The 12064-nt window shown below is 65.9% G+C and carries 9 protein-coding genes; all 9 read right to left on the bottom strand.

Features of this window, described 5'->3' with window-relative positions; all coding sequences use genetic code 11:
* Position 1: 1 nt before the first annotated feature.
* Positions 2-793, bottom strand: coding sequence for a triose-phosphate isomerase (gene tpiA, locus EJL01_RS01150; protein ID WP_125105895.1), 792 nt, complete (start codon positions 791-793; stop codon positions 2-4).
* Positions 787-1998 carry a phosphoglycerate kinase gene (locus EJL01_RS01145; protein WP_125105894.1) on the bottom strand — a complete coding sequence of 404 codons (1212 nt, stop codon included), beginning with the start codon at positions 1996-1998 and terminating at the stop codon, positions 787-789. The genes tpiA and EJL01_RS01145 overlap by 7 nt, the downstream gene beginning before the upstream one ends.
* A gap of 35 nt (positions 1999-2033) precedes the next feature.
* Entirely contained in the window at positions 2034-3038 is a 1005-nt protein-coding gene (gap, locus tag EJL01_RS01140) for a type I glyceraldehyde-3-phosphate dehydrogenase (protein WP_125105893.1), read from the bottom strand.
* A 110-nt stretch (positions 3039-3148) separates the two neighbouring features.
* Positions 3149-4129 (bottom strand): DNA-binding protein WhiA, encoded by a 981-nt coding sequence (whiA, locus tag EJL01_RS01135; protein WP_125105892.1) that lies wholly within the window; start codon positions 4127-4129, stop codon positions 3149-3151.
* A 44-nt stretch (positions 4130-4173) separates the two neighbouring features.
* On the bottom strand, positions 4174-5052 hold the full coding sequence (rapZ, locus tag EJL01_RS01130) for an RNase adapter RapZ (protein WP_125107343.1): 879 nt from the start codon (positions 5050-5052) through the stop codon (positions 4174-4176).
* Positions 5053-5141: 89 nt separating this feature from the next.
* Positions 5142-7007 carry an excinuclease ABC subunit UvrC gene (uvrC, locus tag EJL01_RS01125; RefSeq protein ID WP_125105891.1) on the bottom strand — a complete coding sequence of 622 codons (1866 nt, stop codon included), beginning with the start codon at positions 7005-7007 and terminating at the stop codon, positions 5142-5144.
* The gene (gene uvrA / locus EJL01_RS01120) at positions 7004-9886 is read right to left on the bottom strand and encodes an excinuclease ABC subunit UvrA (protein ID WP_125105890.1); all 2883 of its coding nucleotides are present in this window, start codon (positions 9884-9886) and stop codon (positions 7004-7006) included. The genes uvrC and uvrA overlap by 4 nt, the downstream gene beginning before the upstream one ends.
* A gap of 59 nt (positions 9887-9945) precedes the next feature.
* On the bottom strand, positions 9946-11169 hold the full coding sequence (rlmN, locus tag EJL01_RS01115) for a dual-specificity RNA methyltransferase RlmN (RefSeq protein WP_125105889.1): 1224 nt from the start codon (positions 11167-11169) through the stop codon (positions 9946-9948).
* A gap of 8 nt (positions 11170-11177) precedes the next feature.
* The gene (locus tag EJL01_RS01110; protein ID WP_164509675.1) at positions 11178-11987 is read right to left on the bottom strand and encodes a hypothetical protein; all 810 of its coding nucleotides are present in this window, start codon (positions 11985-11987) and stop codon (positions 11178-11180) included.
* Positions 11988-12064 lie beyond the last annotated feature (77 nt).

The following is a 12064-nucleotide window of genomic DNA, read 5'->3' as shown; positions in this document are numbered from 1 at the left end:
ATTAGATGCCGACGTGGCTGCGATAGCGCACGATCGACGCGAAGTCGTCGATCTTCAGGCTCGCGCCGCCGACAAGGGCGCCGTCGATGTCGGGCTCGCGCATGATGCTCGCGACGTTGTCAGGCTTCACCGAGCCGCCGTAGAGGATGCGCGTCGACGCCGCGCGCTCCTCACCAAGCTCCTCGATGAGGGCCGTACGCAGGGCGGCGCAGACCTCCTGGGCCTGCTCCGCGCTCGCCACCTTACCGGTGCCGATCGCCCAAACTGGCTCATAGGCCAGGACGATCTCGGCGTCAGCCGGCAGCTCGGCCAGGCCAGCTCGAAGCTGCGCAACGGGGACATCCCACGGAGTGTCGGTCGCCTCGCGCTGCTCAAGCGTCTCGCCGACGCAGAGCACTGGAATGAGGCCGTGCTTCAGCGCGGCCTGCACCTTCGCCTGGCATTCGGCGTCGTCCTCGCAGTGGATCGTGCGACGCTCCGAGTGACCGACGAGCGCATACTTCGCGCCGAGGGCCGCGAGGAACTCTCCCGAGATGTCGCCGGTGTAGGCACCCGAGTCGTGCTTCGAGAGATCCTGGCCGCCGTAGACGAGCTTGAGCTTGTCGGTGTCGACGAGGGTCTGCACACTACGAAGATCGGTGAACGGCGGGAAAACCGCGACCTCAACCTGCTCGTAGTCGTGATCGGCATCCTTCAGCGTCCAAGCGAGTTTCTGCACGAAGGCGATCGCCTGAAGATGCGTCATGTTCATCTTCCAGTTGCCCGCCATGAGCGGCGTGCGGGTGGCTACCATCCGAGTACCTCCAGGCCGGGCAGGCGCTTGCCTTCGATGAGCTCGAGGCTGGCGCCGCCACCCGTCGAGACGTGACCGAATTCGTCGTCGGCGAAGCCGAGGGTACGGATCGCCGCGGCCGAGTCGCCGCCGCCGACCACAGAAAGGCCGTGGACCTCGGTCAGGGCCTGGGCTACCTGCTGGGTGCCATCAGCGAACGCCGGGAACTCGAACACACCCATCGGGCCGTTCCAGAACACGGTCTTCGACGTGCGAATCGTCTCGGCGTAGGCGCGCGCCGAGTCGGGACCAATGTCGAGGCCGATGCCCTCGGCACCGAACTTCGAAGACTCGATCGCCGAAGCGTCAACCACCTCATGCTCGGCGTCAGCGGCAAATCCCGCCGCCACGACGATGTCGCTTGGCAGCAGGAGTTCGACGCCGCGCTCCTCGGCCTGTTCGATGTAGCCACGCACGGTGTCGATCTGCTCGGACTCGAGCAGCGACTTGCCGATCGAATGGCCCTGTGCTGCGAGAAAGGTGAACAGCATGCCGCCACCAATGACGAGGCGATCGACCCTCGGCAGTAGGTTCTCGATGACGCCGAGCTTGTCGGAGACCTTCGACCCGCCGAGCACCACGGTGAACGGCCGCTCGGGGTCGTTGATCACCCGGCCGAGCTTCTCAACCTCGTTCTCGACGAGGAGGCCGGCCGCCGAGGGCAGCAGCTCCGCGAGCTCGTACACCGAGGCCTGCTTGCGGTGCACCACGCCGAAGCCGTCAGAGACGAAGGCGTCGCCGAGCGCGGCGAGCTGCTCGGCGAAGGCTCGACGCACGGCGTCGTCCTTGCTCGTCTCGCCCTCGTTGAAGCGGAGGTTCTCGAGTACGACAACCCCACCGTCTTCCAGGGCGGCGACGAGCCCAGCTGCGCTCTCGCCCACGGTGTCACCGGCGAGCGGAACATCCTGGTCGAGCAGCTTCGCGAGGCGCGCCGCCGCCGGCGCAAGGGAGAACTGCGGGTCGGGCTCGCCCTTCGGGCGGCCGAGATGCGAGATCACGATGACCTTCGCGCCCTGCTCAGTGAGTCGTTGGATCGTGGGCAGTGACGCCCGGACGCGACCGTCGTCAGTGATCTCGCCGTCTCGCAGCGGGACGTTGAGATCACAGCGGACGAGGACGCGCTTGCCCGCGAGATCGCCGAGCGATTCGAGTGTGCGCAGAGGCATAGTGGTCTCCCTCAGTGTGCGTGGTGGGTGTGTGGTTACAGGTTCTCAGCGACGTACGACGAGAAGTCGACGAGGCGCTCGGTGTAGCCCCACTCGTTGTCGTACCAGCTCGACACCTTGACGAGGTCGCCGATCACCTTGGTGAGCGGTGCGTCGTAGATCGACGAGTGGTTCTCGCCGATGATGTCGCGCGACACGATCGGCTCCTCGTTGTACTTGAGGATGCCCTTGAAGTCGCCCTCGGCGGCTTCCTTGAATGCCGCGTTGACCTCGTCAACCGTGACCTCGCGGTCGAGCTTCACCGTCAGGTCGGTGATCGAGCCGGTCTCAACGGGCACGCGCAGTGCGAAGCCGTCGAGCTTGCCCTTGAGCTCGGGCATGACGAGACCGATCGCCTTCGCAGCACCGGTGGAGGTCGGGATGATGCTCAGCGCAGCGGCGCGGGCTCGGCGGAGGTCGGAGTGCGGCGAGTCCTGCAGACGCTGGTCGGCCGTGTAGGCGTGCACCGTCGTCATGAGGCCCGACACGATGCCGAACTTGTCGTTGAGCACCTTCGCCAGGGGGGCGAGGCAGTTGGTCGTGCACGACGCGTTCGAGATGACGTGCTCGGTCTCGGGGTTGTAGTCGGTGTGGTTCACCCCGAACACGTACGTCGGGGCGTCGCCCTTGGCGGGTGCCGAGAGCAGCACCTTCTTGGCGCCTGCGTCAATGTGCGCGTGCGCCTTGGCCGGGTCGTTGAAACGGCCGGTGCACTCGAGCACGAGCTCGACGCCCAGCTCGGCCCAGGGCAGCTTCGAGGGGTCGGCCTCGGCGAGGGCGTGGATATGGTGACCGTCGACGGAGATGCTGCCCTCGTCGTGCGTCACCTCGTTCTTCAGTACGCCCGAGGTCGAGTCGTACTTCAGCAGGTGTGCGAGAGTCGCGTTGTCGGTGAGGTCGTTAATCGCGACGAGCTCAAGATTCGGGTGACTGTTGTCCAGCAGGGCGCGAGCGTAGCTGCGTCCGATGCGGCCGAAACCATTAATGGCGATCTTTGTCACGGTTGCTCCTTCAATAGGTGCGCGATGGAGACGGAAATCTGCGGAATTCCATCAGGTCAACGGTACCCAGTTTGGGTGAGCGCGCCTCCCAGAATCGGCGCCGTGACGCGTTAGTCGAGGAGTTCGCCCTCGGGCACGCTCGACGCGGTGTCGGGAATGCCCTGCTGCGACGCCTCGCGGTCGGCGAGCGCGAGCAGACGGCGCACCCGGCCGGCCACGGCATCCTTCGTCATTGGCGGGTCGGCCCGCTGCCCAAGCTCGTCAAGCGAGGCCTCGCGGAACGCAAGGCGCAGTTCTCCGGCCTGGCGCAGATGGTCGGGCACCTGATCGCCGAGGATCTCGAAGGCGCGCTCCACGCGGGCGCACGCCGCGACGGCCGCCTGCGCCGAACGACGCAGGTTCGCGTCGTCAAAATTAACGAGGCGATTCGCCGTGGCGCGGGTCTCGCGACGCTGGCGGAGCGCCTCCCACTCCTGCAGCACATGCTTTGCGCCCATGACTGAGAGCGTCTGGTTGATCGCCTCGGCGTCGCGAATCACGACGCGGTTCACGCCGCGAACCTCGCGCTGCTTCGCAGCGATGCCGAGCCGGCCGGCCGCACCAACGAGCGCCATGGCCGTCTCGCGGTTAGCGCAAACGATCTCGAGCGATGCCGAGCGGCCCGGGTCGGTCAACGATCCGGCAGCGATAAACGCACCCCGCCAAATGGCCGCGAGCACATCGGCGGTGCCGAGCGTGAGCCGGTTCGGTAGCCCGCGGACAATGCGTCCGCGAGCATCCATCATCCCCGTCTGCCGGGCAAGCGTCTCGCCCTGGTCGAGCACCCGCACGAGGTAGGTGTGCGGGTCGCTCGCGGCGCCGCCCGCACTGCGCGCGATGCGGGGGCGAACCCCGTAGATGGCCGCGAGCTCGTGGGCGAGTCGCTTCGCGAGGGTCTCGGTGTCGAGTTCAGCTTCGATGACATAACGCCCAGAGATCATCTGCAGCGCACCGGCAAAGCGAAGGATGCTCGAAATCTGGGCAGCACGCGCCAGGTTCGATCCTGGGTTAACTCCGTTGAGTTCCCGCTTCACTTTCTCGGTCAACGTCACGTAGACATCCTTTCATTGCGAAAAAACCAATCTTACCCCTCGGCTCACTCGCGACCGAGGTCACGGTGCTTCACCGAGACCGCGACGTCACGGCGCTCGCGCAGCTTCGAGGCGAGGTATTCGGTCATCGCGACTGAGCGGTGCTTGCCGCCGGTGCAGCCGACCGCGATCATTGCGTGGCGCTTGTTCTCGCGAGCGTAGCCCGACAACACCGGGTCAATCATGGCGAGAAAGCTTTCGGCAAATTCCTTCGCGCCGGGCTGGTGGACCACGTACTCCGAGACGCGCTTGTCGCGGCCGTTGTAGGCGCGCAACTCGGCCACCCAGAACGGGTTCGGCAGAAAGCGCATGTCGAGCACGAGGTCGGCGTCGACGGGCAGCCCATATTTGAACCCGAAACTCATCACCGTCAACCGGATCTTGTCTTGGTCTGGAGCGCCGAAGCGCTCGCTGATGCGTCGGGCAAGCTCGTGCACGTTGAGTTCGGAGGTGTCGATGACGATGTCTGACATGCTGCGGATCTCGCGCAGTCGGGTGCGTTCGCGGTGAATCGCGTCGAGGATCGTGTCACCGTCTTCCTGCAGCGGATGCGGGCGGCGCGATGACTCATAGCGGCGGACGAGCGTGTCGTCGGTCGCGTCAAGGAACAGCACGTGCACCTCGTGCGTCTTGCGCAACTCGGCTGCGAAGTCCTCAAACTCGTCGATGAGGCGGCCACCACGAATGTCGACCGCGACCGTCAGCTTGGGCAGCGAGTCTCGCGCCTTGGCCGCGACCTCGATGAGGGGGCGAATCATTTGCGGCGGTAGGTTGTCGACCGCGAACCAGCCGAGGTCTTCAAAGCCCTTGAGCGCGGTCGAGCGCCCCGCACCGGACATGCCGGTGACGATGGTGATCTCCTGGCGCTCCTGCGCGCCAGGCACGGTCAACCCAGTTCCATTAGCTCCACCAAAAGTCACGCTGTGCTCCTTGCTCGCAAGACGGATCTCACGGCGCCCCGTCGACGACTAGCCTAGCGACCATCGCCTGAGCTTCCGGCGGACAGCGCAGTTCGGATCGCCGCCGCGGTCGCCGTGCCAATGCCCGAAACCTCGAGCAATTCATCCTCGCCCGCCGCCCGCAAGCGCTTCACCGAGCCGAAGTGTTTCAGCAGCTCGCGGATCCGCGCGGGGCCAAGACCCGGCACATCGGCCAGCTGCGAACGGATGTCGCGGCTTCGCGACTTACGCTGCGCCGTGATCGCGAAGCGGTGGGCTTCGTCGCGCAGTCGCTGCACGAGGAACAGCGCCTCAGAGGAGCGCGGCAGGATCACTGGGAAGTCGTCGTCGGGCAGCCAGAGCTCCTCGAGCCGCTTCGCGATGCCAGTAATGGTGATCTCCCCTACCCCGGCGTCGTCGAGCGCCCGCTTGGCCGCCGCGACCTGGGGCTGGCCGCCATCAATCAGCAGCAGCTGCGGTCGGTACTCGAACTTGTCGCCCTCCTTCGGCGCCTCCTCGGCATTGAGGTACGCGAGGCGCCGCGTGAGCACTTGGTAGATCGAGTCTGTGTCGTCAGTGGTGTTCGCGATATTGAATCGACGGTAGTCATGCTTCTTCGGGAGGCCATCTTCGAACACCACCATCGACGCGACAACGCCCGTTCCCTGCAGGTGCGAAACGTCATAGCACTCGATGCGCAGCGGCGCTTCGGCCATGCCGAGCGCCTCGCGCAGGTCGTTCAGGGCATCGGTGCGAGAGACGAAGTCGGCGGTACGCTTGAGCTTGTACTGCTTCAGCGCTTCGGTCGCGTTGAACTGGGCGGTCTTGAGCAACTCGCCCTTCACGCCGCGCTGGGCGGTGCGGAGTTGCACCCGTGAACCGCGCACCTTCGTGAGCACCTCCTCGAGCGCGACATGGTCATCGGGCAGCGACGGCACGATCACCTCGCGGGCGGGATGCTGCTCCTGTGCCCCGTACACATCCTGCAGCACCTGCTGCATGAGCGTTGCGGTGTCGACGTCGAGTTCTTTGTCGAGCACCCAGCCGCGCACGCCGCGGATGCGGCCGCGGCGCACCGAGAACAGCTGCACCGACGCTGCCAGCTCGTCTTCCGCGAGGCCGTAGACATCGGCGTCGGCCTTGTCTGGCAGCACCACGGCGGACTTCGCGAGCACCGCCTCGAACGCGCTGATGCGGTCGCGAATCGTGGCCGCATCCTCGTACCGCATCTCGATGGCGGCGAGTTGCATCTGCGCTGTCAGGTCGTCGAGGATCGAGCGGTCATACGTCTCCATGATGCGCACGAACTCGTCGACGCGCGCACGATGCTCCTCGATCGACACTTGCTGCGAACAGGGCCCGCCGCAGCGGCCGATCTGGCCTGCAAAGCATGGCTTGCCGGTTTGCATCGCCCGGCGGTAGTTCGTGTCGTTGCACGTGCGAATCGGCAGCACCCGAATCATGAGGTCGATGGCCTCGTTCACCGCCCAGACCTTCGGGTACGGCCCGAAGTACCGGGCGCCCTTGATGTGGGTGTTGCGGGTCACCATGACGCGCGGGGCCTCGTCGGCGAGCGTGATCGCCATGAACGGGTACGATTTGTCGTCCTTCAACCGCACATTGAATGGCGGCGAGTACTCCTGAATGAGGCTGTACTCGAGCTGCAGCGCTTCGATCTCGTTCTGGACGACGGTCCACCGCACCGTCGAGGCCGTCGTGACCATGCGCCGCGTTCGCTCGGGCAGCGTCTCGAGCGCCGCGAAATAATTCGCGAGTCGCTGCCTCAGCCGCTTTGCTTTGCCGACGTAGAGGATGCGGCCCGAGGCGTCGAGCCAGCGGTACACGCCCGGTTTGTCGGGAATGTCCGCCGGCTTCGGCCGCCACTCGAGGTAGGTGCTCACGAGCGTCGGGCGATACCGAGGATGTCGGCGAGGAACTCGCCTGTCGCGCTCGCCCCGACCGTTGCCACCTTCTCTGGCGTGCCTTCGGCCACGACTGTGCCGCCGCCGGCTCCGCCCTCGGGTCCCATGTCGATGACCCAATCGGCGCTCTTGATGACGTCGAGGTTGTGCTCGATCACGATGACCGTGTTGCCCTTGTCGACGAGGCTCTGGAGCACCATGAGCAGCTTGCGGACGTCCTCGAAGTGCAGACCCGTCGTGGGCTCGTCGAGCACATACACGGTGCGGCCGTTCGAGCGCTTCTGCAGTTCCGTCGCGAGCTTCACGCGCTGCGCCTCTCCGCCCGAGAGCGTCGTCGCCGCCTGGCCGAGGCGAACGTAGCCGAGCCCCACATTGACGAGGGTCTGCAGGTAGCGGTGGATCGCGCTGATCGGCGCGAAGAACTCCGCCGCCTCCGAGATGGGCATCTCGAGGACTTCGGCGATGTTCTTGCCCTTGTAGAGCACCTGCAGCGTCTCGCGGTTGTACCGCTTGCCGTGGCAGGTCTCGCACTGCACGTAGACGTCGGGGAGGAAGTTCATCTCGATCTTCAGCGTGCCGTCGCCGTGGCAGGCCTCGCAGCGGCCGCCCTTGACGTTGAACGAGAACCGACCGGCCTGGTAGCCGCGCACCTTCGCCTCCGGCGTCTCGGCGAAGAGATTGCGGATGCGGTCGAACACCCCCGTGTAGGTGGCCGGGTTCGAGCGCGGCGTGCGACCGATCGGTGCCTGGTCGACGTGCACGACCTTGTCGAGTTGGTCGACGCCGTTGACTCGCGTGTGCTTGCCCGGCACCTGGCGGGCGCCGTTGAGCTTGTTCGCGAGGACTTTCTCGAGCACGTCGTTGACGAGCGACGACTTGCCCGAGCCCGAGATGCCGGTCACTGCCGTGAGCACACCGAGCGGGAAATCGACCGTGACGTTCTGCAGGTTGTTGGCCCGCGCGCCCACAACCGTGAGCTTCCGCTTCTTGTCGAGCTTGCGGCGCTTCGACGGCGTCGTGATCTCGCGGCGGCCGGCAAGGTAGTCGCCGGTGATCGACTGGCGGTTCGAAATGAGCCCCTCGTAGCTGCCCGAGTGCACGACCTCGCCGCCGTACTCCCCCGCGCCGGGCCCGATATCGACGATCCAGTCGGCCGTACGAATCGTGTCTTCGTCGTGTTCGACGACGATGAGCGTGTTTCCGAGGTCGCGCAGCTTTTCGAGCGTCTCGATCAGGCGGCGGTTGTCGCGCTGGTGCAGGCCGATCGACGGCTCGTCGAGCACGTAGAGCACGCCCGTGAGGCCGGCACCGATCTGCGTGGCGAGGCGGATGCGCTGGGCCTCGCCCCCCGAGAGGCTGCCGGCCGAGCGCGCGAGGTTGAGGTAGGTGAGCCCCACTTCGGTGAGGAACTCGAGGCGAGAGCGAAGTTCGCGCAGCACCTGGGCGCCGACCTTCGCCTCGCGCTCCGAGAGGTCGAGGTTGGTGAAGAAGTCGAGCGCATTGTCGAGCGACATGAACGTCGCGTCGGCGATGGACTTGCCGGCGATCGTGACCGCGAGCACCTCGGGGCGCAGGCGCGCGCCGTCGCACGCTGGGCAGGGCACCTCACGCAGGTACTGCGACCAGCGGTCCCGCTTCGCGTCGGACTCGGCCTCGGCGAACTGCCGTTCGATGTAGGGGATGACGCCCTCGAAGCCCGAAGAGTACGTGACCTGACGACCGAAGCGGTTGCGGTACTTCACCCGTACCTTGAAATCCTTGCCGTGCAGCAGCGTCTGCTGCACGTCCTTCGGAAGCTTGCGCCACGGCGTGTTGAGGTCGAAACCGAGCTCTTCGGCAACGCCGAACAGCAGTCGCTCGTAGTACTGGTAAAGCGACTTACCCTGCGACGACCACGGCAAAATCGCACCCTCGACGATCGAGGCGTCGGGGTCACCAATCATCAGGTCTTCGTCGACGGCCATGCGAATACCGAGGCCATCGCAGGCGGGGCATGCGCCGAACGGCGCGTTAAACGAGAACGTGCGCGGCTCGATCTCGGACAGCGCGAGGGCGTGGCCGTTCGGGCACGCGAGGTTCTCAGAGAACGACTCTTCAGCGTCGTCGCCCTCGGCATCGACGTACTGGATCGTCACTCGACCCTGCGCCAGCCGTAGCGCGGTTTCGAGCGAGTCGGTGAGCCGACCGAGCAAATCATCACTCGCGACGAGGCGGTCGACGATCACCGAAATATCGTGCTTGTACGACTTCTTCAGCGTCGGCGGGCTCGCGAGCTGCACCCGCTCGCCATCGACCATCGCGCGCACAAAGCCCTGCTGCGAGAGCGACTGCAGCAGGTCGACGAACTCGCCCTTCTTCTGCTGTACGACGGGCGCAAGGACTTGATAGCGGGTGCCGGCCGGCACCTCCATGAGGGTGTCGGCGATCTGCTGCACGGTCGAGGCTTGGATGCGCTCGCCGCACTCGGGGCAGTGGGCGATGCCGATGCGCGCCCACAGCAGGCGCATGTAGTCGTAGATCTCGGTGATCGTGCCGACCGTCGAGCGCGGGTTGCGGTTCGTCGACTTCTGGTCGATCGAGACGGCCGGGCTCAGGCCCTCAATGAAATCGACGTCGGGGCGATCGACCTGCCCGAGAAACATGCGCGCGTACGACGAGAGCGACTCGACGTAGCGGCGCTGCCCCTCGGCAAAGATCGTGTCGAAGGCGAGCGACGACTTGCCCGAGCCCGAGAGCCCGGTAAACACGACCAGGCTGTCTCTCGGCACCTCAACATCGACGTTTTTGAGGTTGTGCACGCGTGCGTGCTGCACGCGCAGCGAGGTGAGCTGGCTAGTCTTCGCAGATAATTTCGGCACCCGACAAGAGTACGTCGCGCCAGCGACATGGTTCGCTGGATTCGCTGGCGGCGCAGTGCCTAGTCGTTCGCCGCCGCGAGCTGACCGCAGGCTCCGTCGATCTCCTTGCCGCGGGTGTCGCGCATGGTGGTGGGAATTCCCTTTGCTCGCAGTCGCTCGACGAATTCGGCAGCGACCTCGGGCTCGGACGACGTCCAGATCGAACCAGGTGTCGGGTTAAGGGGAATCGGGTTGACGTGCACCCAGCCGCGCCCGCGTTCGTTGAGTTTGTCGGCAAGCAGGTCGGCGCGCCAGCCGTGGTCGTTCATGTCCTTGATGAGCGCGTACTCGATCGACACCCGGCGGCCGGTCTTGTCGAAGTACTCGCGAGCGGCGTCGAGCGCCTCATCGACCTTCCAACGGCTGTTCACCGGAATGAGGTCGTCGCGCAGTTCGTCGTCAGGGGCGTGCAGCGACAGGGCAAACGTCAGCGGCAGCTCCTCATCGCTGAGCTTGCGGATCGCCGGCACGAGGCCGACCGTTGAGACAGTGATGCCGCGCGCCGACATGCCGAGGCCCTCGGGTGTCGGGTCGACCATGCGGTGCACGGCGTTCATGATGCGCTTGTAGTTCGCGAGCGGCTCGCCCATGCCCATGAACACGATGTTGTGCACGCGCTCCGGCACGCCGTCGGAGCGGGTGCCTCCGAGTTCGCCCGCTGCAATCGCGCGGTTCGCCTGCACAATCTGGTCGACAATCTCGGCCGTTGACAGGTTGCGCGTCAGCCCGTTCTGGCCGGTCGCGCAGAAGGGACAGTTCATGCCGCAGCCGGCCTGCGACGAGACACAGAGCGTGATGCGGCCTGGGTAGCGCATGAGCACCGACTCGACGAGCACGCCGTCGAAGCACTTCCACAGGAACTTGATGGTGTCGCCGTTGTCGGTGCGCAGGCGCCGCACCTCGGCGAGCAGCGGCGGCATCGTGTCGGCGACGAGCTGCTCGCGGGATGCGGCGGGCAGGTCGGTCATCTCGTCGGCGCTCGCCGTGTGGTGCTGAAAGTAGTGCGTCGACAGCTGCTTCGCGCGGAACGCCGGGTGCCCGAACTCCTTGAGGCGCTCCTGGCGCTCGGCCATCGACAGGTCGGCGAGGTGCACCGGGGGTTGCGTGCGCCGCTGCTTGGCGGCGAACTGCAGCTGGGGTCGGCCATCGGCGCCCATCGGCTGAATCCAGCCCTCGGCGGTGGGGCGAACCTGCGGGCGTGCGGCTCGCCGCTCGCGAAGTCGTTTGCTCGTCTGCTCGCTCATCTGCCCAATTATCCCCTATGCCACGCAGGAATGCGCGAATCGAGTTCTGCGGTGATCGCACTACCCCGCAGCAGCAGCTCATCGAGCTGGGCCCGCTTCGCGACACTCGCGCCGGGGTGCATGAGAATGAGCTGAGCGCCGTTGAGCTCAATGTCGTGGCCGAGCCCGTGGACGGAGAACACCTGCATGATGTCGGGCGAGATCACCTCGAGCATCTCGCGCTCACGACCGCGCTCAGTGAACGTGCGAAACTGCGTCGGGAAGTGCCCCTCGAGATCCCAGCGCACGAGGGTGCCGGTCCACCTTCGCCACTTGCCGTTCTGTGTCGCGTCGAAGAACGTGTGTGGGATTCTTAGCGGCATGCCGGCTGCGAGGTAGGCGAAGCGCGTGACCGTGACGGTGCGCTTGCGGCCCTTGGCGGAACGCTGTTCTTCGGTAACCTCGAAGTCGCCGAGCTCGAACGGGTGCCCCTGGGCGACGCCGCGAACCACGTGCGAGTGCCAGCGAGCGTCACCGGGTGCCTGGAAGCCCACGCCGCGCAGGTGCGCGCCGGAACGGTAGCCTACGAATTCGAGCCCGTTCGCCCGTGCCAGCGCCGCCACGCGCTGCTTGCGGAAGGCGTCGCGAAAGAAGCGGACGATGAAGAACACCGCGACCCCAAACATCACGAGCGCGAAGATCAGACCCGGCACGGCGGTGAGCCGGGCCGACGTCGGCGTCGCCGCATCCGTTCGGTCGATGCCGGTGATGAGCTGCGTGAGACCGCTGATGACCGCAAAGAGGGTAATCGCGCCGATGATGGCGCCGAACACCAGCACGAAGATGGCCGTTGCCCGCGCAGATCGAAACGCCTCCCGCACTGATCCCGCGCGGCCGGCAAGCGCGGAGGTATCAA

The organism is Gulosibacter massiliensis (assembly GCF_900626105.1).
Lineage (GTDB): Bacteria > Actinomycetota > Actinomycetes > Actinomycetales > Microbacteriaceae > Gulosibacter > Gulosibacter sediminis.
This window is presented reverse-complemented; position numbering and strand designations above follow the sequence as displayed.